Origin of the sequence: Pseudoalteromonas sp. NSLLW24 (genome assembly GCF_015864725.1) — a bacterium.
GTDB lineage: Bacteria > Pseudomonadota > Gammaproteobacteria > Enterobacterales > Alteromonadaceae > Pseudoalteromonas > Pseudoalteromonas arctica.
The window spans coordinates 1-21,933 of record NZ_JADYWQ010000020.1 but is presented as its reverse complement, the minus strand read 5'-3'; the positions used below and the strand labels follow the sequence as shown (position 1 = coordinate 21,933).

Below are 21,933 nucleotides of genomic sequence, written 5' to 3'. Positions count from 1 at the left end.
TCATTATCCGAGCTATTTAAAAGCAAAAACGATAGTTAGGGAACTTAAATTTTGCTTTAGCAGCTTAATCGCTGTTTTTCTCATCAATTAGGCTGGTTTTTACTTCATTTAATGTATGTAACGTATTAATACACTTGGTATAAGTAGGGATTGTTACTATGAGGTTGGTCTCATTTACTTGCTATTTATTTACCCTACGATAGCTTTATGAAATTAATAACACTGCTAAGTTACATTATAATGAATCATTTTTTAATTAAGCCACTTCGCCAATCTTTATTTGGTATCACGGTTTTGTGCTCATTAAGTGCATGCCAAATGACCATGCAAAATTCAGATCAACAATTTACTAAAGTAGCGCAAAGTATTGTTGATTATAGAGAAAGCATTAACCCTTACGATAGTGTAGGTGGTGTTGAAGGTTATTTATTGCCAAATTTATCCCCTGAATTTTTAGCGCAAGAATATAAAAATAAAACGCGATTACTTGCTGAATTAGACACTATTAATATTGAAAAGCTAAGCGATGAAAATCAAATTAACTTCGATATTATTCGAGCTCAAGTACAAAACAGTGTCGATGAATATGTATTTAATGCGCACTATATGCCGCTCACCTCTGAATATGGGTTTCATTCTGGTTTGTCGTACATAATAAATAGCTCTAAATATAAAAAACCGGAAGATTACCAAGTGTATCTTGCACGATTGGCGCAAGTTCCACGCTTTTTTGAGCAAAACATGTATTGGATGAAAAAAGGGCTTGAGACAGGGCTTACTCAACCTAGAGCTGTATTAGAAGGTTATGAAGATTCAATTAATGCCTACATTGTTGACGATGTAACTACATCTGAGTTTTATAAACCTTTTTTAACTAATACAGCGGGTTTGAGCGACAGTGAATTTAAAGCGCTACAACAAAAAGCCAAAATCATTATAAAAAAAGAGGTTATAAAATCTTATAAAGATTACTTAGTGTTTTTTACGCAGCAATACCAACCGGGCGCTCGCACAAGTATTGGTATTTCAGAAACCCCTAATGGCAAAGCTTTTTATAAAAACCGTGCTAAGCATTACACCACTACCGACATGACACCAAAAGAGATTCACGAACTTGGCTTAAAAGAAGTTGCGCGAATTCGTAGTGAAATGGAAAACGTAATAGCAGAGGTAGGTTTTAAAGGCACGTTTGCCGAATTTATCCACTTTTTACGCACTGATCCACAATTTTACGCCACAACACCAGAGCAACTTTTAAAAGAAGCATCTTATATTGCTAAAAAAATGGATGCACAACTGCCTAAATTATTTCATACCTTACCGCGCAAACCTTATGGTGTAGCACCTGTACCGGCTAGTATTGCACCTAAATACACAACCGGTCGATATTCAGGCTCTAATCGAGATGATGAAGCAGGGTATTATTGGGTAAATACTTACGCTTTAGATAAGCGCCCTTTGTATGTTTTAGAAGCATTAACGCTGCACGAAGCCGTGCCTGGCCATCATTTACAAATATCACTTAATGCAGAGCTTGAAAATCTGCCGAGCTATCGCCGTGATGCTTACCTCTCGGCATTTGGCGAAGGTTGGGGGCTTTACTCTGAATATTTAGGTTTAGAAGCCGGCTTTTATCAAGACCCATATAGCCGTTTTGGTCGTTTAACGTATGAAATGTGGCGAGCAGCGCGTTTAGTTGTTGATACAGGTATGCATATGTATGGCTGGAGTCGCGAGCGTGCCATGAACTTTATGAGCGAAAATACAGCGCTTTCGTTGCATAACGTTAAAACCGAAACCGATCGTTATATTACATGGCCTGCACAGGCGCTTTCGTACAAAATAGGTGAGCTTACTATTAAGCGTTTACGCATTGAAGCAGAGCAAGCGCTAGGAAAAAGCTTTGATATTCGTGAATTTCATCATCAAATATTACGCCATGGTTCAGTGCCTTTATCGGTACTTGAAACGCAAGTGCGTTTATATATAAAAGCAGAGTTAGCTAAACAACAGAATTAGATATAAGGCAGTTAAAGCCTTGAACAAATAAAAGTGTTATGTCATTTTGGTGATATAGCACTTTTTTATTTTAAAAACAGTCATCAAGGGGCCTTGGGTGAGTAATTTTATAATGTTTAGTATTGATGTATTTGCAAGTATGTTTATTGTTGTTTTAGGGTTATTGGTTTTAATCGTTGTCGTTTTTTATATTCGAGATGTAACACAAACCAAGCATGCAATTAGACGTAATTACCCTGTTATTGGTCGCTTTCGATATTTTTTTGAACGCCAAGGTGAGTTTTTTAGACAGTACTTTTTTGCTCAAGATAGAGAAGAAATGCCGTTTAACCGCGCAGAGCGTAGTTGGGTTTATCGTGCAGCAAAAGATGTTGACCGTACGGCTGCATTTGGCTCCACGCAAAGCTTAGAAGTAACAGGTACGGTTATGTTTATGAACTGTGCATTTCCTACTTTAGACGAAGAAGCGCTCGACCCGAGTAATGTTACTTTGGGTCCATACTGTAAAACACCTTACACGACCAACTCGTTATTCAATGTATCTGGTATGAGTTTTGGTGCGCTTTCAAAGCCAGCTGTACGAGCCTTATCAAAAGGGGCAAAACTAGCGGGTTGTTGGATGAACACCGGTGAAGGGGGATTAAGTCCTTATCATTTAGAAGGTGGTGCCGATTTAGTGTTTCAGATTGGTACAGCTAAATATGGTGCACGAGATGAGCATGGAAATTTAAGTACCGAAAAACTAAAAGAAATAGCGGCTCACGAACAAGTAAAAATGTTTGAACTTAAAATGAGCCAAGGTGCAAAACCAGGTAAAGGCGGTATGTTACCAGGGCGCAAAGTTAACGCCGAAATAGCTAAAATTAGGGGCATACCAGAAGGGCAAGATTCTATTAGCCCCAATGGTCATCCTGAAATTAAAAACCCAGCCGATATTCTCGATATGATTGCCACTGTGCGTAACGCGACAGGTAAACCTACAGGCTTTAAAGCGGTAATTGGTGCTTACGGATGGTTAGAAACGTTGTTCGCTGAAATAAACCACCGTGGTATAGAGTCCGCGCCTGACTTTATTACCATAGATAGTGCTGATGGTGGTACGGGCGCAGCACCACAACCGCTTATGGATTCAGTGGGTTTACCACTGCGCGAAAGTTTACCGCTTGTAGTTAATATGCTTGAAAAACATGGGCTGCGAGATCGTATTAAAATAATCGCCTCAGGTAAATTAATTGTTCCTTCAAAGGTTGCTTGGGCGTTAGCGCTCGGTGCTGATTTTGTTGTATCGGCTCGAGGGCATATGTTTGCACTGGGCTGTATTCAGGCAATGCAATGTAATAAAGATACCTGTCCGACCGGGATCACTACGCATAACGAGCGTTTGCAACGCGGTTTAAATGTAGCTGATAAAGCGCAACGAGTAGCTAACTATAATAAATACATTCATTACGGAGCTGGGCTAATAGCCCATTCTTGTGGTGTGACTAGTGCACGCGAATTAAAACGTGAACATGTACGTATAGTGCAAGAAAGTGGTTTATCAGAACCGCTCGATAAAATTTACGAAAACTATAAGTAAGTTTTTAACTAACTAAAAAAGGCGCTAATAGCGCCTTTTTTAGTGTTTTTTAGTTTAATTGGCTTATTAATAAACTAAAAAATGCTTCTTTGTTGTTGCACATGTGGGCATTCAAAATAAGTTGCTCGCCTAGTGCTAATGTTTGTTTTTGCACTATAAGACGCGCCTTATCATCACCAATACTATCTATATCGGTTACATGTGCAAGCCCTATGGTGCGCCTAATTAACTCAGCACCACAGTAACCAATGGCGTCTTGTAGCACCCCTTTTATAAAGTATTCACCGTAGCCTGTAACCTTTAGCGCATTATCAGTAGTGTGCTCATTTATAAGCGTAAGCCAATGCTGTTCAAATAAGGTATAGCATTCAACAAGGGTGCTTAATAAGTGGGTTTGGTAATTACGACGAGCCACAAAATCTTCAATATGCCCGTATTGTGCGCAGTAATTTAAAAGTAAATTGCCAATAAAAGAGCCAATATCGAACCCAGCAGGACCAAAAAAACCAAACTCAGGATCGATCATCTTTGTATTATTACAATCAACAAAAATACTGCCGCTATGCATATCACCATGGAGTAATGTTTGCGGGTTAGATAAAAAATTAGCTTTTAATTTTGCTATTTCTAACTTTAATGCGCTGTTTTTGTGTATTGCATCAACTTCGCTTTGTAGTTGCTTTGGGTAGTTATTGCGTTCGTGCTCAATGTACGGATCGCTAAAAAATAAGTCTTCAGTGATTTGGCAAAGCTCAGGATTAGTGAATTGGCTAACGAGTGCTTTTTTAGTTTGTGCGGTTAAATAATAATCTGAATTATAAAAACCAGTATGGCTTAAGTAGGTCGCTACGTGCTGCGCCAATTTAGGAAATTGCTCAGCATTATTTTGTGCAGTTCGCAGTATTTGTAAATTACCTAAATCTTCTAAAATAGTCAGTGCTTGCATTTCACTATAATGTAAAACCCTAGCAGTATAAGTTGGGCAAATAGCCCCGTGATTAAGCAAAACTTGTGCTTCTATACGAGCTCTATCAAGCGTTAATGGCCACGACTCACCCACGCAACGCGCATAAGGCAGAGCTTGCTTTAAAATAACACTATTGTTTTGCTCATCAGTAATTCTAAATACTAAATTAAGATTGCCATCACCAAACTCATATGCCGATAAGGCTTGTCCGGGAGCAAAAAAATTACATTGTTTAGATTCAATTAATGTCGATACATAATCGATAGCGCGCTGTGCATTAAAAGCAACATAGTTAGTCATGGTTTAAATCTCAAAAATCAGCTTTTAAGCATTCTATACCTTTAAATGTTTAGATGTCTACAAGTCCAACTTGAGAGTTATTCAAAGTGGTGTAAAATAACGTTACGCATTTTTAATACCTTAAGCATTATGCAAAATTTAATCGCAAGCAGTGTAAAATACGAAAACGGGTCGCTTAGTGTGCTCGACCAATATTTACTACCTCACCAGCAGGTATGGCATCAATGCCATGATGTAGAAACCATGAAAGAGCTGATCATTAGTTTAAAAGTACGTGGAGCTCCACTTATTGGTTTAAGCGCGAGCTTGTTAGTGGCGTATTTAGCTGAGCAAGGGGTAGTTAAAGGTGAGCTTGAAAAAGCAATCAATGAGCTAGAAGCCACTCGCCCAACGGCGGTTAATTTAATGCATTGTATGGCGGCATTGCGTAAAGCTTTAACGCAAAGCGATTATGTTGCCAGTATTGTTACCACAGCCGAGCGGTTGTTTATTGAAGATATTGAGCTGTGTGAGCGAATGGCAAACCGTGGCGCCGAACTTATAAATAGTGGCGACAATGTATTAACTCATTGTAATACAGGGGCGCTTGCAACCGCTGGTATTGGTACTGCACTAGGTGTTATTTACAAAGCGCAGCAAAAGCATAGCAACATACATGTGTGGGTTGATGAAACACGACCATTATTACAAGGCGGTCGCTTAACTGCCTTTGAGCTTGAGCGCTGGAAAATACCTTACACTCTAATTTGCGATAATATGGCGGCGAGTTTAATGGCTGCAGGTAAGGTGGATAAAATAGTGGTAGGGGCTGATCGTATTGCTGCCAATGGTGATTTTGCCAATAAAGTGGGCACCTATAATTTAGCCGTACTTGCGTATTTTCATAACATTCCATTTTATGTAGTTGCGCCTATTACCACGCTTGATACCAACACCGCTTGTGGTGATGATATAGAAATAGAGCAACGTAATCCTCAAGAAGTGCGCGGAGTTAGCGGTAGCTTTGGTGAGGCTTTATGGGCGCCCACTAATGCTAATGTGTATAACCCTGCATTTGATATAACGCCGGCAAAGCTGGTTACAGGGTGGGTGTTAGACACGGGTGTGTATGACCAGCAACAAGTATTAATGGGTAAACTTAAAGAGCTAACTCAATAATATGCGACTGAATTCTGAAAGAAACTCAGAGGTACTATTTAGGTAGTTGGGGTAGGCTTTTTCTATTGATTTCAAGTCGCTCCCTGCTACCAGAAGCACGTTATTGTGAGTTTGTTTTTCTTGTTCGGCGTAATGTGTTAGAGCTTCTTGCTTTTTATTCTCTGCATATAAAAAGACTCGACCCATTTGTGTTTCTGTGTTGTGAACGAGTAAAGCAAAGCCTGTATCTTTCGATTTATTTTTAATTTCGTCAACTTGGAATGCGCGATTAAATGCATCAAGCTTATGAAATGCGGCTAGCTTTTTATTTAGTGCCGAAAGCTCATCAACAAAGGCCTGCGATTGTTGTGAACTTAATTGATTTGAACCATCTTTGACTGCAAGAAACTCACCCATGATAAAAAATAATCGCTTCCAATCTGTGTCGGCTGCTTGGGGATTAGTTTTTAGTGTTTCTTTTTCAATAATATCTACAATTTCAACAGTAGTAGCCCAAAGGTGCTGAAGCCTAGTGCGCAACTGAACTTCAATTTGAAAGCCTTTATAATCGTGAGATTCTAAATTGTTATAACTTTTATAAACACGATGAATACCTCTATAGCCTGTCGCTTTTGGGTTTTCAATATAATCATATGATTTAACGCTATGAACTGCTCTACTCGAGTCTAAACTGGCGTTGAGTTGATATAGATGCTCTAGATTATCTAAGATTACTCGGCAGCCACCTATATCGTGCATTCGCTTCAGATTTATTGCGTTTTCACTTTTACCATCTAACGAGGCTCTTTGTAACTTATCTATAATAGTTGGCAAGCGCTTTAAGCGTCTAACTATAGTCGCCGACTCTAGCAAATGAAGCTTTTTTACATGTTTCCATACGAGGTTTTTAATAATAGTCAGCGGATATAAATGTGCTGCACGATAGTTTTGTACAACCTCTATTGCAAAGTCAAAATCACCTTCATTTTTACGAAAAATACGACCAGCCTTTTCAACTTGCTTACGTGAGTAGGCTAGTTGTTGTTTAGACTTTTGATATTGTTCGTTCACCATTAGAAAGTTACTCTTTATCAGCTGCATTGCTAAAATAATATTACAGAGTTAAGTGATTGAAGTCATCCTGCAAATAGCATAAATACGCTTATAGAAAATATAGTTTAGGCATGCGTGCACTGAGCTTTATTAATCGAGCAAGGGAAATTGCTCTGCAATAGACGAGTCAGTGCTTTTTGCTACCCAGCCCTCTGTATTGTTAAATAAGCGAATGGCAGTAAACTCAGGGTCGCTTCCCATATCAAACCAATGTGGGGTAAGTTCAGGCACTGAAATTAAATCGCCTTGTTGGCAAAGTACCTGATAAACCTTATTGCCTAAATGTAGGCAAAATAACCCTTGGCCTTTTACAAAAAAACGTACTTCGTCTTCACTATGAGTATGTTCAAATAAAAACTTTTTGCGCAGCTCTGATGCGCCAAGATTACCTTTAGCTAGAGATATAACGTCTACTGTTTGATAGCCATTTTCAGTTTTTAACCGATCTATATCGTTTTTGTACGCACTAATAATTTGCTCATGGGTGGTGTGCTCATTAATATCTGCATTTGCTTGCCACTGTTCAAAACGTACGTTTACTTTAGCTAGTTGCTGTGCAATATCATCAGCATTTGATGTGCTTACAAGTGCTTTGTTTGCATCGTTGTCGGCATATATTGTTAATTGGCTCATACTAATTGCTCCAATTTAAATTGGCTAAAGTCATTAATATAAGGGTGTGCTTTAGTGCTTGCTTGCCCATCACGAATTAAATGTAGTGTTTTTAAGCCCGCAGCCTGCGCGGCATCAAGCTCGCCGGCTACATCACTTAAAAAGAGTATTTCTGCTGCTTTAAACGATAACAGATCAACAATAGTGTTATAGGCTGTTTGCTCTTGTTTTGCGCCAACTTTGGTGTCAAAAAAGTCAGTAAATAAGCTGCGAATGTCACCATAATCACTGTATTTAAAAAGTAGCTGCTGCGCTTTTACCGACCCTGATGAGTACACATATAAAGTAATATCGTTGTTGTGTTGAGCTTGTAAAAAATCAAATGCATCTGGGTATAAATGACCTTTAAAATCGCCGTGTTCATACCCTGTTTGCCAAATTAAGCCTTGTAACTGCTTAAGTGGAGTGATTTTTTTATCTTCATCAATCCAGGTAAGTAAAGTGCTAATGACTTCTTCTATATCGGCGTTTGGCTTTTCGATAAAGGCTTTTACGGCACTAATTTGCTCGGCTACATCTGGCTTATTAGCATTGGCACGTACAAAGGTAGGTAACTGTTTTGCCGCGTAAGGAAACAACACCTCTTTAACAAACGAGATGCGGGTTATTGTGCCTTCGATGTCGGTTAAAATAGCTTTAATCATCTAGTTACTCCCGCTTGAATACCTATTATTTTTAGGCGCTCTAGTTCGCAACTAAATAAAAACTCTAAGGCTTCTAGGTGGCGGCGAACTTCATCAATATTGCGCCCTACAGCATATAAGCCATGACCACGTATAAGTACGCCATGTTCTATAGGTGTATGTAAATGATGGTCACTGACCAGCAGGCTTAATCGGTCAATATCTTGATCGTTATCGAAAATAGGAATGCTCAGCGTTTCTAAATGCGAAGTAAAGCCGCTCAGTGCTTTTTGCATTTCATAGCCTGTTAAATCAAGCTGATGCCTTTGGGTAATTTGCGACAGTACGGTGGCGGCTACAGAATGAGTATGCAAAACAAACTGTGCATCAGGTATAAGCTGATACAAACTTAGGTGTAATTGTGTTTCTGCCGATGGCTTTACAGCTCCTGCTAGGCGCTCGCCTTGGTGATCTAATTGCAAAAAATGCGCTTGCGTCAGTGAGCCTTTATCGTGCCCACTTGCTGTAACAACAAAGCCAGTGCTAGTACGAGCTGAAAAGTTTCCACCTGTTGCGGGTACCCAGCCTTTTTGGCTAACCCATTTTCCGGCTTCAATAAGTTGTGAAATAGCGGTATTGTTTTGCATACATTCCTCACTAATGAGCGTAAAGTTAATTGTTTTTAGACGGCTATACTTCTGTTTTAAGCAATGATAGCATCGCTTTAAGCGCAAAACCATCATTAAGGGCATCACGTGTTTGAAAGTAAATTACCAAATTTAGGCGTTAGTATATTTAGCCAAATGAGCGGGTTGGCTAATGAGTTTTCGGCAATTAATCTCTCTCAAGGCTTTCCTGAGTTTGATGCTCCTGATCTTTTAAAAACGCAGTTAAATTATTATGTGCAGCAGGGCGTTAATCAATATTCACCTTCAAGTGGTGTACCACGATTACAGCAACAAATTGCTGATTTAGCAAAGCGCAAATATGCAGCTGATATAAACGCAGCTGATCAAGTTACTGTTACCTCAGGTGCAACAGAGGCATTGTTTGTGGCTATTCAAACAATTGTGCGCCCCAGTGATGAAGTGATTGTATTTGACCCTGCATATGACTCTTACCAACCGGCAATTGAACTCGCTGGTGGAAAGTCGGTACACATTGCTTTAAGTGCGCCAAATTACACTATTGATTGGCAAGTAGTAAGCCAAGCAATTACTAAAAATACCCGTGCAATTATTATTAATACGCCTCATAACCCAAGCGGTAAAATATTACAGCCACAAGATATAAAAGCGCTTAAAGAGTTAGTTAGTACTCACAATTTGTATGTAATAAGCGATGAGGTATATGAGCACATTACGTTTGATGAACAACCGCATTTAAGCGTATTACGCGATGATGAATTATTTGCCAAAAGCTTTGTTGTATCGAGTTTTGGTAAAACGTTTCACAGCACGGGCTGGAAAATGGGTTACTGTATTGCACCTGCAGATTTAGCTGTCGAATTTAGAAAAATTCATCAGTACGTTACGTTTTCAAGTTTTACCCCCGCACAGCATGCGCTTGCCGATATGCTCGAGCAGCAAGGCGAGCATATAGATGAGCTAAGTGGGTTTTATCAGCAAAAACGCGACTTATTAGCGAGTCATTTAAGTAACAGCCGTTTTAAAATTTTACCTAGCCAGGGCACTTACTTTTTATTGTTAGATTACAGCGATGTATCGGATTTAAACGATGTTGATTTTTGCCACTGGTTAGTTGAGCAAGCCGGTGTTGCGGCTATTCCGTTAAGTGTTTTTTATCAAAATCCACCAACCGACAAAGTAATTCGTTTATGCTTTGCTAAAAACGACAACACTCTCATAGAGGCTGCGCAAATATTATGTCAACTTTAACCATTACAGCATTGCAAAGCTCGCTTTATTGGCTTGATAAAGATGCTAATTTAGCCATGTTTAATAAGCAGCTTGAGGCAATTACGCATCGGCCCGATCTTATTTTGCTGCCCGAAACATTCTCGACTGGCTTTGCTATTAATGTAGATTGTGCAGAGCCAGAAAACGGTAAAGTACTGACGTGGTTAAAGGCGCAGGCTCATAAACATAATGCGGTTATTGCAGGTTCGGTACTTGTTGCACAAGGTGATAAAAAAGCGAATCGGTTTTATTGGGTAAAGCCCGATGGAGAGGTGAGTTATTACGATAAACGCCATTTATTTCGCTTAGGCAGCGAGGGCGATTACGTTGTAGCAGGGCAAGCGCGCAAAGTTTTTGAAATCAATGGTTTTAAACTATTACCGCAAGTATGTTACGACCTGCGCTTTCCGGTATTTCAACGTAATAATAACGACTACGATGTAATGATAAACGTAGCAAATTGGCCTGCTGTGCGCCGCCATATTTGGGATACGTTACTTATGGCGCGTGCAATGGAAAACCTGTGTTACGTAGTAGGCGTTAATCGTGTGGGTGACGACGGTAATGGTGTGGCGCACAATGGCGGTACCGCAGTATACGACTTCAAAGGCGATGCGTTAACTAAAGCGCAAGATGACGCAGAGCAACTAGTTACTATCACGCTTGAAAAATCGCCACTGGATGAGTTTAAAGCAGCGTTTCCTGCCTATTTAGATGCAGACCCTTTTACATTAGTATAAACACGTTAATTTAGCGCAGAGCCAATAAAGTGTTAAAATAGTCGCTGATATTTTTGTTGGCGGCTAATATACATCATGAACACTTTAATCACTCCTGTAATTTTAGCTGGTGGCATAGGCTCTCGCTTGTGGCCGCTTTCTCGCCAAGCAATGCCTAAACAATTTTTACCACTACTAAATGAAAACACGTCATTGCTGCAAAGTACATTGGCGCGTGTTTCTAATGAGTTGTTTGATAATGCTATTTTAGTGTGTAACGAACAGCACAGATTTATTGCCGCCGAGCAAGCTGAAAGCTCAATTCCTACTGCATTATTACTCGAACCCAAAGGTAAAAATACCGCGCCTGCCATCGCATTAGCCGCCCACTATGCACTGCAAAATGGGATTACCGGTCCGCTATTAGTGATGCCTGCCGATCATCATATTGAAAACTTTGATGTATTAACGGCTAAGCTCCCTGAAGCTGTAAAACTTGCTGAGCAAGGAAAGCTAGTTACATTTTCTATTACTCCTACAGAGCCGCATACTGGTTATGGTTATATAAAACAAGGCGCGGCTATTGCTGGAACGGGTTGTTACGATATTGCTCAATTTAAAGAAAAGCCTGACTTAGATACAGCGAACCGTTATTTAGCTCAAGGTAGTTATAGCTGGAATAGCGGGATGTTTTTATTTACCCCAGCGACCTATTTAAAAGAGCTCGAGCGGTTTGCGCCAAAAATAGCAACGAGTGTCGCTGCAGCAGCACAATTTACTAAAGATTTAGGGTTTACCCGCCCAAGCAACAGTGCGCTTGAACACTGCCCAAGCGATTCAATTGATTACGCCATTTTAGAGCGCAGTAATAACGTAGTTGTTATGCCTGTTGATTTAAAATGGAGTGATGTAGGTAGTTTTTCATCCCTTGATGCGCTTACAAAAAAAGATGAAAACGGTAATAGTTTAAATGCTAATTATATGGCTCAAAAAAGCACTAATAACTTAGTTATTAACGAGGCTGAACACACTATTGCCATGCTTGGAGTAAGCAATTTAGCAATTATTCATACTCATGATGCCACGTTAATTGCAAACCAAAATGAGCTAGATTCTCTGCCTTTGTTGCTTAAGAAAATTGCTACAACACAGGCTGATAAACTTAATCATCATCAAGTGGTTTTTCGCCCGTGGGGGAATTACCGTACTTTGGTTGAAGGCATTGGCTTTAAAGTTAAGAAAATTACTGTTAACAGCGGTGCTAAGCTTTCGACGCAGCGCCATCAGCATCGTGCTGAACATTGGGTTGTGGTTTCGGGTATTGCAGATGTGTGTATTGATGAGCAAGCGTATTCGCTAACGCACGACCAATCGTGTTATATCGCCGCAAAACAAATTCATAGCTTGGCTAATAATCAAAAAGAGCCGTTAATTGTCATTGAAGTGCAAACCGGTGCTGTACTTGATGAAAGCGATATAGAGCGATTTGATGATAAATATGGAAGAGGCTAATAATTAGCTATTTTAAAGCTAATTCACTATTACTCTAACTGCCCACGCACAAACTTTAAATATTGCTCTAAGCTGCGTTGCCACAGATCTAGCGCTTCATCAAGCATGTCGTTATGTGGCTTTTTATCGAGTAAACGGCGCTCTATTTTTTTAAGCTCAATACCATAGCGATTAAAACCAAGTTGCAGAGCGGTACTTGCTTGGCGATGTAAAAGCTTAATGCATTGCTCTGGTTGTTGATCAATAAGCTTTTGACAGCGAATTAGCTTGTTACGCGCCGAAAGCACAAACTCATTATAAATCGACGATACTTCATCTTCACTAAACGAGCTGGTGAGTGTTTCGGCCGCTGTTTTGTCATACAACGTATCAATAAGCTCTACTGCAATACTCGCAGTTTGATTAGATTGAGAGTCGCTAAGTGCTTGGCGAAGCTTTTCGTGCTTAATAGGCTTGCCTACAATGTCTTTTATTCCTAATTCTAAATATTCTTTTACTTCGTCAGGGCTAAGGCTTGCAGTAAATGCGAGTACTGGAGTTCGTTGATTTTTATGATCAATGCGTTTTAGACGTTTAAGTACTTCTTGGCCTGTTAAATCAGGTAGGTTCATATCAAGCAAAACAACATCGAAGTGGTGAGCTTGCATGAGCTCTATGGCGCTTTTCCCATCTTTTGCGAGCTTAATTTTGTGCTCATCGTCGGCCATAAATTCTATAGCAATTTTTTGATTTAAATCTAAATCTTCAACCAGTAGTACATCAAGACCTGTTAAGTAATCTTTAGTTTGATGGCGCTGCTCTACAAGGCTTAATTCACCTAAAGTAAAAGTAACGGTAAAGCTAAATACACTACCAGTACCAAGCTGGCTGGCTATTTCGAGTCGGCTACTGAGCTTTTCAAGCAGGCGACTGGTAATAGCTAAACCAAGGCCGGTTCCGCCTTTTTCTTTTCCTGCACTACTTTGTACATAAGGTTCTGTTAAGTAGGCTATCTCATCATTTTCTATACCTGGCCCTGAATCTTTGACACTAATTTTTATAGTGTGCTCAAGTTGTTTTTCTAATACTAAATCAACCTGAATTTTAACGGTTCCGTGGTCTGTAAACTTAATGGCATTACCCACTAAATTAATAATTATTTGCCTAAGTTTTTGCTGGTCGCAGTAATAACAGGCTTGCTCAGGAATATTACATATTAGTTCAAACTTGAGTTGCTTTTGCTCGGCGAGAGGACTGAGTAATAAGCATAAATTATTAAGCCATGTTTTAAACTCTACATCTTCTTCGTAAAGCGCTTCGTCACTTTGATCTAGGCTCGCGTAATCAAGGACCTTATCTACCAATAAGTTAAGTGATTCGGCAGAATTTATAATCGCTTCGCAATAGGCTTTATTGCGGGTATCACTTGTTTGGTTCATAACAAGTTGGGCGCTGCCTAAAATACCGTTTAGCGGGGTGCGAATTTCGTGGCTTATAGTTGATAAAAAGAGCCCGCGTATTTCTAAATCTTTTTGTGCTTTATCGGCTAATTTATTGAGGTGCTGCTCTCTGCGCTCATTACATAATAACGCCATACCTGCAGCATAAAACATGGGTGCAATTACGCCATTTAAAAATAGCAAAGAGCTAAACCAGCCGTTTACTAAAAGATTTTTTTGTTCAATGTTATCCATAAATAACGAGCGGCCAATAAAGCTTAAAGCAACAAGCGTTAAAATGGTTATGTATACAATACTGCCATTAGGATAGGGTTTGCGTGCACACTTAATAAATATAAACAGTAAAAAACCGGCTTCTGCTATGTGTTGTATATCGGATGCAATCACTCTTTCGTGTAAAGATGGGTCAAAAAAGGTGTAATAGCCAAGCATTACAGTGCAAAAAGCGGTCACTGAGCAGAGTAATTTAAAACCAATACCGCGATAATTTAAAAACTGACTAAGTGAAAGGCAGTGCACTATTGATGCGGCAAACATCATGCTACTGGCAGCGCTAATAATTACTAAATTATGTGTATCACCAACAAGAGTAAAGCCAATAACAGAGCCTAATAGCAATATGGGATAAAAAATGTATAGCAGCGTGCCCGATATTTGTTTGTTTGTTCGCCATGTCAAAAAGTTAAGTAAGGTCATTACGACCATGATGGCGATGCTGGCAAAATAAAGAGTGAAGGAGTCGAGCATTAATATTCCAGCAAAGTAGCTATTAAACTAAAGTTATCAAAAGTATACACTTATACCAATCCTCAAAACAGATTACTTAATTAAGCTAATTGTTATTAGAGAAGTATATAGCGCATACAAAAACAGACACCTAAGTGTCTGCTTTTAAATTTAAACTAAATATTTGATTAACGAATTTCATCAGGGATATTTTGTTGTGCCCACGATAGAAGTTCAATACGGTTACGACATTTAGTTTTTCTAAATGCACTGTATAAATGTGTTTTAACAGTATGTGGACTAATACTTAAATCTTCTGCGATCTCTTTATTTTTCGAACCTTTACTCATTAGTGAGATTATTGCTTTTTCTCGCTTAGTAAGTTTAACAGGCTCAATATCACCTTCGGTTAGTTTATGCAGCGCATCTTTATTAAATTGCAGCATACGATTTAATGCATTACACATAATATCGCGACGGTACCAAAGTTGATCTTCAAGTAGTAAGCGAATACCTTTCATTAATACATCGGCGTTATCTGTTGTGTAAAATACGCCACGAATACCGCTTAACAATGCACGATTAGCAAGTTCAGGGTTTTCGTCTAAATTAAATAATATGATATCGCATTTAATACGTAGGTTTACTAGTTGTTCTTTTAGTTTTCCCCATGCATCCTTGCTTGATGTTTCAATAAACAAAAGTCGAGTCCCTTCAGGTATGTCTAAAATATTAGTACCTGTGGTTACGTCAAGGCCTTGCGTTTTTAACAAAGGTTCTAAAACGTTAATACCAATAGTGTTAATTGGCTCTTGATCTAATAACAAAAAGGCTGAACTGCTCATGTTTTTTATACTCTTTTATAAAGCTGACTGACTAAGTTTACCACGACTTCCACACCTTTTGTATTAGAAAATCGCTGATGTACTCAATAACAAATACGATATTACGATTATTTAAACACAAAATGTTGCAAATAAGTAACTATTTATTCTTTATAACTATGAAAAATCATAACATTTGTAACTAATTAATTGAGTGGAACAATTTAATAAAAACTTTTAATTATTTTACTTTTTTTACATTTTGATAAGGTGGCCAGCCCATTTCTTTACCGCCAAGCATGTGTAAATGTATGTGATAAACAGTTTGCCCACCATGTTCGTTACAGTTCATAACTACGCGGTATCCGTCTTCAGCAAAATTATGTTGCTTAGCTAATTTAGCTGCAACTACGTATAAGTTGCCTACTAAATGTGAGTTTTCAGGATTTATATCATTTATAGTAGCAATTGCTTTTTTTGGGATAATTAACACATGAAATGGCGCTTGTGGGTTTATATCTTTAAATGCGAGAGTGTTTTCATCTTCGTAAATAATATCTGCTGGAATTTCACGATTAATGATTTTGGTAAAAATAGTTTCTTGGCTCATAGTGTGTTCCTAATTAAGTGTTGTGAATTTTAAGCTCACTAATGACAAACTTTCAAAGCAGTGTCAAACTGAAATCAAATAAAGGAGTTAATATGCTTAAACCAATTTTAATAAGTAGTGCAGTTGCATTACTACTTAGTTTTTCGGCTAATGCTGAGAATATTCACTTTCCAGAAGAATTTGTACCACTGCAAGTGGGCGATAAAATGCTAGAAAGCTCTTTGTTTAGTCGTATTGATGATGTAGAGCTTGCCCCCGGAACTTATCAGCTTAGGCTAAAGTACACCGATTTATATGAAGATGATTATGACACGCATGAAGTTGTGGAGTCGGAACCATTTTGGGTAAGTGTAACTGTTGAAGCAGGTAAAGATTATACCTTAGTTTTTAATCGTGCTGAAAATTCAGTATCTGCAAAAGTATTTGCAGAAGCACCACAAGTTAGTTTAAAAGCAAAAAGTAGCGCTGTTGCTAAGCCTTTAAGTGTTATTTCTAACACGCAGCTAGCAAGCAATAAACCGGTAATGCAAAATACAATGCCTGCAGGACCCTCACGTCCTAGTCAGCCAATAAAGCCGATAGCACCAATTACAGGTAAAGGCATGCCAAGTGCGCCGCAAATGCTTGATTTTTGGTGGCAACAAGCCACAACTACAGAGCGTAAAGCTTTTTTAGAAAAAGTAACAAAGTAAAATAACAGAAAAACAAAAAGGGCCAAATTTGGCCCTTTTTAGTTTCTAGTTAACACTATTTATTCAAATAATGCGTCAATAGTACCTTGCGCAAGAGGGTGATACCCAGGGCGTGCTTTTAAGTACACGCTTTGTGCCCAGTCTTTTTTACCGTTAGTGATAAGTGATTTATATAACGGCACAATTAACTTACGACGGCCAATACCTGATAAGTGCTTATTAAGCGCAGGATAAATTGGTTGATAACCATTACCTACTGCTAGCATAAACCAAGCAAACGCACGTTCAGCGTTAGTTGATTGCGTTAGGTTAAATTCACTATCAAGCTCGCTCATTTTCTCTATGCTTAAATCGCGTGGTAAGTTATTTAAAAAGTGTAGCCACTCATGTACAGACCAATCAGCCGTTGGTAGTTGAGCTGCTGTTGTGTCGCCTTTCAACCATGCTGCTGTTGCAGTATCTACTTTATCAAATGCATCAGAAGTAGGGTTTGGCGCATCACTTGGTAAGCCAGGCTCAAAAATCCATTCGTTTACTTTATCCATACTTACAACACCAGGGTACTTCTCAATTAAATTAGCTTTTAAGTAAGTAACAAATTGCGCGGTAGTAAGTGATTTAAACGAAAACTCTTTAAAGTACGCTTTTACGAACGGGTCAAACTTATCGCGGCCATACTTGTTTTCTAGATAGATTAAAAATAACTGACCTTTAGTGTAAGGCACTGAGCTAAACGCATCGTCTGGGTCGCGGCCATTAAGTTTTAAATTAAGGCGTGTATCTGGTGCATCAATTGTTTTAATTTGTGCGCGTAAAGACGCTGAATCAAGTGCTTGTTCCATAACCGCACGGTCACGACCAAATACTTCTTCCATAATGCGGTTTTCAACGTACGAGGTAAAACCTTCGTTTAACCATAAATCTTCCCACGTTGCGTTAGTTACTAAGTTACCTGACCAAGAATGAGCAAGCTCATGGGCAATAAGGTTAACTAAGCTTTTATCACCGGCAACAACCGTTGGAGTAATAAATGACAAGCGTGGATTTTCCATGCCACCAAACGGAAAACTTGGCGGTAGCATTAATAAGTCGTAGCGACCCCATGCATATTCGCCGTACATAGCGTTTGTTTTGTCGATCATGGCTTGGGTGTCGTCAAATTCAGCAACTGAGGCATCTAAAATTGTAGGCTCAGCAAATATGCCCGTTTGGTGCGACATTGCTTTAAATTCTAAGTTACCTGCGCCAATAGCAATTAGGTAAGGTGAAATTGCTTGTGGCATATCAAAAATGTAGTCGCCATCTTTATAAAGTGCATCTTTGTTGTCGGCACTCATTACAGCACGTATATCTTTTGGTGTATGAATTCGTGCAGAGTAAGTTACACGCATTGCGGGTGTATCTTGCACTGGGATCCAACTACGTGCATGAATTGCTTGCGATTGGCTGTACATAAATGGATGCGTTTTACTTGCCGTTTGCTCTGGTGTTAACCATTGCAGGCCAGATGCTTCTGGACGACTGTTGTAGTAAATACGAACTACTTCAGCTTGGTTTTTAAACACAATAGTAAGCTTTGAACCTTTAACGTCATCTCGCTTAGCTAAATCAAAAGTCGCCTTTTTCCAGTTACCACTTTGATCTTTGTACATTACTTTATCAATGTCTAAGTCGCGGGTATCAAGTACGAGAGTTCTACTTTTGCTGTTGTTCCACTGAAGAGTATGCTCCACAAAACCTTCTAACTGCTTGTCGGCAAAGTCGACATCTAAATCAAGGTTTAAGTGAGTAGTAACAACATCATCAAGGTTAGCATACGAGTTTTGGTCAATCGCATTAGCCATTGCTTGCGAACACATACCCGCCATAGCGAGGCTTAAAAAAAGAGGTTTAATTTTCATCATTACTCTGAACACAAATAAAAAAGTGCTGGTTTTATATCACGATTGACACGGTGGGTTGAGTGATTTTTACAATCTAGTGCCACATTTGCGACGATGAGGTAAACTATTGCGATTAGTTACCGGTATTTTTAGAGAGCTTTGTGGCGCATTCATTACACTCCTTACATACATTCGCATTAAACAGCCAATGCCAAAATTTTGTTGAAATTACTCAGCTTGAGCAACTTAAAACGCAAAGTTTTAGTGCACCGTTTTGTTTGCTAGGCGAGGGCAGTAATACCGTATTTTTAAATGACTACATGGGTACGGTTATAAAAATAGCCTTAAAAGGTATTAAAATCACCGAGCGTGAGAGCGACACACTAATAAGTATTGCTGCAGGCGAAAACTGGCATCAACTAGTCAGTTATTTATTAGAGAAAAATATACCCGGGCTTGAAAATCTAGCACTTATACCGGGCACTGTTGGCGCATCACCGGTACAAAATATTGGTGCTTATGGCGTTGAGATAGCTAAATTTGTTGAGTTGGTAGAGTACTTTGATATAACCACTAAAACTATGCATTCACTAAATAACGAGCAATGTGAATTTGCTTACAGAGACTCAATATTTAAAAATGCTCTCAAAAATAAAGCGGTGATCACGCAAGTGCATTTAGCGCTCCCAAAAAAATGGCAACCAGTATTAAGTTATGGCCCCCTGCAACAGCTCTCAAGCATTACCCCGCAAGCAGTATTCGATCAGGTTATAAAAACGCGCAATAGCAAATTACCTAACCCATATACACTTGCCAATGCGGGTAGCTTTTTTAAAAACCCAATAATAACCAACCAGCAGTTAGCTGAACTATTAAAGCAATTTGCAGATTTACCTCATTACGAATATGGGCAAAGTCATCACAAGGTCGCGGCAGGTTGGCTAATCGATCAAAGTGGTTTAAAAGGGCACCGCGAGGCCGGTATAGAAGTGCATCAACAACAAGCATTAGTACTTGTGAATCACGGAAATAGTGAAGGTGGTGACCTAATAAATATGATTAAACACATTCAGCAAGTGGTTTATACACGTTACAACATTATGCTAGAACACGAGGTACGTTTAATAGATGCGCGCAGCGAATGCCATATTAACGCGGAGCCTGAGCAATGAAAGCACCTGATGGAAACAAACTCGCTATTTTAAATGCACTTAACCAAGGGGGCTTTGTATCTGGCCAAGGCTTGGGTGAAAAGCTAGGAATTAGCCGAGCTGCGGTGAGTAAACATATCAAAACGTTACAAGAAATGGGCTTGGATATTTTTAAAGTGACTGGCAAAGGCTACTGTTTGAATAGTCAGGTGGGCCTTTTAAATAAAACACAAATTGATCAGCACTACAAAGCGCTAGGTGCTAATACTGCCGATGTAGAAGTACACCCTATTATTGATTCGACCAACAGCGAGCTTATGCGCCGTATACAGGCTAAAACAGCGCTTGAGTCTGGTGCTGTTATTGTTGCTGAAATGCAGCAAGCAGGGCGCGGCCGACGCGGCCGTGTTTGGCAATCCCCATTTGGCGCTAATCTGTATTACAGTTACTTTTGGCGCTTAGATGACGGGCTTCAAGCTGCAATGGGTGTATCAATTGCGGTAGGCCTTGCTGTTTATGATGCAATTAAAGCGTTATACCAAATTGACGTAGAGCTTAAATGGCCTAACGATATTTATATAAATAAACAAAAACTTGCAGGTGTATTGGTTGAATTAGATGGGCAACCGCAAGGACCTTGTCAGTTAGTGATTGGTATAGGTATTAATTTACAAATGCCTGAGAGTTTTAGCCAACATATAGACCAAGCGTGGACCGACTTAAATCAACATACTCAAAAGCTTGATAAAAACCAGCTGGTGGCGTCACTTACTTATCATTTAGAGCAGCGTTTAGTGCAGTATCGTCAAACTGGCTTACAAGATATGTATGAGCAATGGAATTCGCTTAATGCGTTTGCTGGCGATTATGTTGAGCTAAATACAGGGCACCGAAGCTGGCGTGGAATATGCGAAGGTATTGACCCACAAGGTGGAATACGAATTCGCCAAGATGGTGAAGTAAAAAGTTATTACGGTGGTGAAGTCTCCCTCAGAAAGGCGCAAGTATGAGATTACTGATCGACGTAGGAAATACATCACTAAAAGCTGTGCTGTGGCATAACGAGCAAGCACAACCAGCAGATATAAATAACCTACCTTGGTTACAAATAACCGAAGTGATTTATGCGTGCGTAGGGCGCAGTGATTTACTAAATGATATTCTCGTGCAAGCGGCTAGTAATAATATTACTAGCTTTGAGGCCAAGGTAACCAAAACGCTTGGAGATCTTGTATGCGCTTACGAGCATGTGGGTAACTTAGGCATAGACAGGTGGCTTGCGCTTATTGCAGGCTTTACGTTATATCCAAACACAGTATGTATTGTTGTTGATGCGGGTACTGCGACAACAATTGATGTGCTCAATAGTGAAGGCCTACATTTAGGTGGCTGGATTTTACCCGGGCTTGATTTAATGACCTCATCGCTTACACAAAACACCCAACGTGTTTTTGATGACGGTAAAACACCGTTTACTAATGAATTGGGTAAAAACACGCCAAATGGTTTAAAAAACGGTGCCTTAGTGGCAACCATCGGGGCAATTGAGCAAGCTAAGCTGAATTTAACGGCTCAAAAAACAGAACAAGCAACACAAATTATTTTTGCTGGTGGCTATGGCTCACTATTGCAGCAGCAATTTGCAGGAAGTATTTTTGATTCATTGCTCGTAATGAAGGGATTGAATTATTGGTACGAATTAACCGAAACAGTATAAAAAAGTGCAAAAAACGCGTTTTCGCGTGAATATTGAGCATTTAAACTAAAAATTTACACTTTTTTTAATTTTATTGTTGCATCCCAATAAACCTTACTCTAATATCTCGCCCCGTACTAAAGCAGTGCCGACTTAGCTCAGCTGGTAGAGCAACTGACTTGTAATCAGTAGGTCAACCGTTCGACTCGGTTAGTCGGCACCACTTTCCTTTTACCGGAAGTGAATTAGTAGAGAATTATCGTGGAGGGGTTCCCGAGCGGCCAAAGGGATCAGACTGTAAATCTGACGGCTCAGCCTTCGCTGGTTCGAATCCAGCTCCCTCCACCACTTT

General features: G+C 39.4%; 19 protein-coding genes and 2 tRNA genes. 12 read left to right on the top strand and 9 right to left on the bottom strand.

What is annotated here, in order from left to right; translation table 11 throughout:
* Positions 1–240 precede the first annotated feature (240 nt).
* Both I6E72_RS17210 and I6E72_RS17205 read left to right on the top strand, forming a co-directional pair.
* On the top strand, positions 241–2,019 hold the full coding sequence (locus I6E72_RS17210) for a DUF885 domain-containing protein (RefSeq protein ID WP_197113351.1): 1,779 nt from the start codon (positions 241–243) through the stop codon (positions 2,017–2,019).
* A 112-nt stretch (positions 2,020–2,131) separates the two neighbouring features.
* On the top strand, positions 2,132–3,598 hold the full coding sequence (locus I6E72_RS17205; RefSeq protein WP_007579865.1) for an FMN-binding glutamate synthase family protein: 1,467 nt from the start codon (positions 2,132–2,134) through the stop codon (positions 3,596–3,598).
* Positions 3,599–3,647: 49 nt separating this feature from the next.
* Here the strand turns inward: I6E72_RS17205 and mtnK are convergent, their stop codons facing one another.
* On the bottom strand, positions 3,648–4,865 hold the full coding sequence (mtnK, locus tag I6E72_RS17200) for an S-methyl-5-thioribose kinase (RefSeq protein WP_197113349.1): 1,218 nt from the start codon (positions 4,863–4,865) through the stop codon (positions 3,648–3,650).
* A 129-nt stretch (positions 4,866–4,994) separates the two neighbouring features.
* Between mtnK and mtnA the strand changes: the two genes are divergently transcribed.
* Positions 4,995–6,023 carry an S-methyl-5-thioribose-1-phosphate isomerase gene (gene mtnA / locus I6E72_RS17195; protein WP_197113347.1) on the top strand — a complete coding sequence of 343 codons (1,029 nt, stop codon included), beginning with the start codon at positions 4,995–4,997 and terminating at the stop codon, positions 6,021–6,023.
* Here the strand turns inward: mtnA and I6E72_RS17190 are convergent.
* The 4 genes from I6E72_RS17190 to I6E72_RS17175 all read right to left on the bottom strand — a co-directional run bounded on the left by I6E72_RS17190 (position 6,012) and on the right by I6E72_RS17175 (position 9,057).
* The gene (locus tag I6E72_RS17190) at positions 6,012–7,076 is read right to left on the bottom strand and encodes a RelA/SpoT domain-containing protein (RefSeq protein WP_007579871.1); all 1,065 of its coding nucleotides are present in this window, start codon (positions 7,074–7,076) and stop codon (positions 6,012–6,014) included. The genes mtnA and I6E72_RS17190 overlap by 12 nt on opposite strands.
* A 129-nt stretch (positions 7,077–7,205) precedes the next feature.
* Positions 7,206–7,748, bottom strand: coding sequence for a 1,2-dihydroxy-3-keto-5-methylthiopentene dioxygenase (locus I6E72_RS17185; protein WP_197113345.1), 543 nt, complete (start codon positions 7,746–7,748; stop codon positions 7,206–7,208).
* Complete coding sequence (gene mtnC, locus I6E72_RS17180) at positions 7,745–8,431, bottom strand: acireductone synthase (protein ID WP_197103488.1); 687 nt, start codon at positions 8,429–8,431, stop codon at positions 7,745–7,747. The genes I6E72_RS17185 and mtnC overlap by 4 nt, the downstream gene beginning before the upstream one ends.
* The gene (locus tag I6E72_RS17175; RefSeq protein ID WP_197103490.1) at positions 8,428–9,057 is read right to left on the bottom strand and encodes a methylthioribulose 1-phosphate dehydratase; all 630 of its coding nucleotides are present in this window, start codon (positions 9,055–9,057) and stop codon (positions 8,428–8,430) included. Before I6E72_RS17175 ends, mtnC begins: the two co-directional genes overlap by 4 nt.
* Before the next feature lie 108 nt (positions 9,058–9,165).
* Here I6E72_RS17175 and I6E72_RS17170 point away from each other — a divergent pair, with 108 nt between their 5' ends.
* The 3 genes from I6E72_RS17170 (at position 9,166) to I6E72_RS17160 (ending at position 12,560) form a co-directional block, all read left to right on the top strand.
* Positions 9,166–10,308, top strand: coding sequence for a methionine aminotransferase (locus I6E72_RS17170; protein WP_197113343.1), 1,143 nt, complete (start codon positions 9,166–9,168; stop codon positions 10,306–10,308).
* The gene (locus I6E72_RS17165; RefSeq protein ID WP_197113341.1) at positions 10,296–11,069 is read left to right on the top strand and encodes an amidohydrolase; all 774 of its coding nucleotides are present in this window, start codon (positions 10,296–10,298) and stop codon (positions 11,067–11,069) included. Before I6E72_RS17170 ends, I6E72_RS17165 begins: the two co-directional genes overlap by 13 nt.
* A gap of 75 nt (positions 11,070–11,144) precedes the next feature.
* Positions 11,145–12,560: a mannose-1-phosphate guanylyltransferase/mannose-6-phosphate isomerase gene (locus tag I6E72_RS17160; RefSeq protein ID WP_197113339.1), complete on the top strand. Its 1,416-nt coding sequence runs from the start codon at positions 11,145–11,147 to the stop codon at positions 12,558–12,560.
* Between the two features lie 29 nt (positions 12,561–12,589).
* On the opposite strand, the gene I6E72_RS17155 is transcribed toward I6E72_RS17160, so the two are convergent.
* The 3 genes from I6E72_RS17155 to I6E72_RS17145 all read right to left on the bottom strand — a co-directional run bounded on the left by I6E72_RS17155 (position 12,590) and on the right by I6E72_RS17145 (position 16,159).
* Positions 12,590–14,746 (bottom strand): response regulator, encoded by a 2,157-nt coding sequence (locus tag I6E72_RS17155; protein WP_024589456.1) that lies wholly within the window; start codon positions 14,744–14,746, stop codon positions 12,590–12,592.
* A gap of 167 nt (positions 14,747–14,913) precedes the next feature.
* Positions 14,914–15,570, bottom strand: coding sequence for a helix-turn-helix transcriptional regulator (locus I6E72_RS17150; protein ID WP_004334929.1), 657 nt, complete (start codon positions 15,568–15,570; stop codon positions 14,914–14,916).
* Between the two features lie 220 nt (positions 15,571–15,790).
* Complete coding sequence (locus tag I6E72_RS17145; protein ID WP_007579887.1) at positions 15,791–16,159, bottom strand: histidine triad nucleotide-binding protein; 369 nt, start codon at positions 16,157–16,159, stop codon at positions 15,791–15,793.
* Positions 16,160–16,251: 92 nt separating this feature from the next.
* Between I6E72_RS17145 and I6E72_RS17140 the strand changes: the two genes are divergently transcribed.
* Positions 16,252–16,851 carry a DUF2057 domain-containing protein gene (locus tag I6E72_RS17140; protein WP_024589455.1) on the top strand — a complete coding sequence of 200 codons (600 nt, stop codon included), beginning with the start codon at positions 16,252–16,254 and terminating at the stop codon, positions 16,849–16,851.
* 59 nt (positions 16,852–16,910) lie between these two features.
* On the opposite strand, the gene I6E72_RS17135 is transcribed toward I6E72_RS17140, so the two are convergent.
* Positions 16,911–18,752, bottom strand: coding sequence for a M1 family metallopeptidase (locus I6E72_RS17135; RefSeq protein ID WP_165723035.1), 1,842 nt, complete (start codon positions 18,750–18,752; stop codon positions 16,911–16,913).
* Positions 18,753–18,895: 143 nt separating this feature from the next.
* Here I6E72_RS17135 and murB point away from each other — a divergent pair, with 143 nt between their 5' ends.
* The 5 genes from murB (at position 18,896) to I6E72_RS17110 (ending at position 21,929) form a co-directional block, all read left to right on the top strand.
* Complete coding sequence (gene murB, locus I6E72_RS17130) at positions 18,896–19,906, top strand: UDP-N-acetylmuramate dehydrogenase (RefSeq protein WP_121955042.1); 1,011 nt, start codon at positions 18,896–18,898, stop codon at positions 19,904–19,906.
* The gene (gene birA, locus I6E72_RS17125; RefSeq protein ID WP_165723034.1) at positions 19,903–20,895 is read left to right on the top strand and encodes a bifunctional biotin--[acetyl-CoA-carboxylase] ligase/biotin operon repressor BirA; all 993 of its coding nucleotides are present in this window, start codon (positions 19,903–19,905) and stop codon (positions 20,893–20,895) included. Before murB ends, birA begins: the two co-directional genes overlap by 4 nt.
* A complete protein-coding gene (locus I6E72_RS17120; RefSeq protein WP_197113337.1) occupies positions 20,892–21,602 on the top strand; it encodes a type III pantothenate kinase in 711 nt (236 codons plus the stop codon). The genes birA and I6E72_RS17120 overlap by 4 nt, the downstream gene beginning before the upstream one ends.
* 126 nt (positions 21,603–21,728) lie before the next feature.
* Positions 21,729–21,804: transfer RNA gene (locus I6E72_RS17115), tRNA-Thr, on the top strand.
* Positions 21,805–21,844: 40 nt separating this feature from the next.
* Positions 21,845–21,929: transfer RNA gene (locus I6E72_RS17110), tRNA-Tyr, on the top strand.
* Positions 21,930–21,933: the final 4 nt, after the last annotated feature.

Bases quoted from the DNA above. Each gene is read 5' to 3' on its own strand.
- I6E72_RS17210 (WP_197113351.1), top strand. From the start codon at position 241: ATGAATCATTTTTTAATTAAGCCACTTCGCCAATCTTTATTTGGTATC.
- I6E72_RS17205 (WP_007579865.1), top strand. From the start codon at position 2,132: ATGTTTAGTATTGATGTATTTGCAAGTATGTTTATTGTTGTTTTAGGG.
- mtnK (WP_197113349.1), bottom strand. From the start codon at position 4,865: ATGACTAACTATGTTGCTTTTAATGCACAGCGCGCTATCGATTATGTA.
- mtnA (WP_197113347.1), top strand. From the start codon at position 4,995: ATGCAAAATTTAATCGCAAGCAGTGTAAAATACGAAAACGGGTCGCTT.
- I6E72_RS17190 (WP_007579871.1), bottom strand. From the start codon at position 7,076: ATGGTGAACGAACAATATCAAAAGTCTAAACAACAACTAGCCTACTCA.
- I6E72_RS17185 (WP_197113345.1), bottom strand. From the start codon at position 7,748: ATGAGCCAATTAACAATATATGCCGACAACGATGCAAACAAAGCACTT.
- mtnC (WP_197103488.1), bottom strand. From the start codon at position 8,431: ATGATTAAAGCTATTTTAACCGACATCGAAGGCACAATAACCCGCATC.
- I6E72_RS17175 (WP_197103490.1), bottom strand. From the start codon at position 9,057: ATGCAAAACAATACCGCTATTTCACAACTTATTGAAGCCGGAAAATGG.
- I6E72_RS17165 (WP_197113341.1), top strand. From the start codon at position 10,296: ATGTCAACTTTAACCATTACAGCATTGCAAAGCTCGCTTTATTGGCTT.
- I6E72_RS17160 (WP_197113339.1), top strand. From the start codon at position 11,145: ATGAACACTTTAATCACTCCTGTAATTTTAGCTGGTGGCATAGGCTCT.
- I6E72_RS17155 (WP_024589456.1), bottom strand. From the start codon at position 14,746: ATGCTCGACTCCTTCACTCTTTATTTTGCCAGCATCGCCATCATGGTC.
- I6E72_RS17150 (WP_004334929.1), bottom strand. From the start codon at position 15,570: ATGAGCAGTTCAGCCTTTTTGTTATTAGATCAAGAGCCAATTAACACT.
- I6E72_RS17145 (WP_007579887.1), bottom strand. From the start codon at position 16,159: ATGAGCCAAGAAACTATTTTTACCAAAATCATTAATCGTGAAATTCCA.
- I6E72_RS17140 (WP_024589455.1), top strand. From the start codon at position 16,252: ATGCTTAAACCAATTTTAATAAGTAGTGCAGTTGCATTACTACTTAGT.
- I6E72_RS17135 (WP_165723035.1), bottom strand. From the start codon at position 18,752: ATGAAAATTAAACCTCTTTTTTTAAGCCTCGCTATGGCGGGTATGTGT.
- birA (WP_165723034.1), top strand. From the start codon at position 19,903: ATGAAAGCACCTGATGGAAACAAACTCGCTATTTTAAATGCACTTAAC.
- I6E72_RS17120 (WP_197113337.1), top strand. From the start codon at position 20,892: ATGAGATTACTGATCGACGTAGGAAATACATCACTAAAAGCTGTGCTG.